The sequence below is a fragment of the Methylobacterium sp. AC433 genome (assembly GCF_979253015.1).
Genome location: NZ_CEEDBN010000127.1, coordinates 1 through 233 on the forward strand (window position 1 = coordinate 1; position 233 = coordinate 233).

Annotated in this window: 1 protein-coding gene; it reads left to right on the forward strand. The window is 69.1% G+C overall.

Translation table 11 applies throughout. From position 1 onward, the window contains the following. Positions 1 to 49: 49 nt before the first annotated feature. Positions 50 to 233: FAD-dependent oxidoreductase (locus AC0IWM_RS23990; RefSeq protein ID WP_471759189.1), on the forward strand; the 184-nt coding region annotated here is incomplete at its 3' end.

Genomic DNA, 233 nt, shown 5'->3' on the forward strand with positions numbered 1-233 from the left:
ATCGATGGTGGGGCATGACCCGCCGCCCAATCCAGCGAGTCAGATTCCTATGTCCTACGATCTCGTCGTCCTCGGCACCGGCCCCGGCGGTTACGTCTGCGCCATCCGGGCCGCCCCGCTCGGCCTCAAGACGGCCGTGGTGGAGAAGCGGGCCAGCCATGGCGGCACCTGCCTCAACGGCGGCTGCATTCCCTCGAAGGCGCTGCTGCACGCCTCCGAGGCCTTCGAGGAGG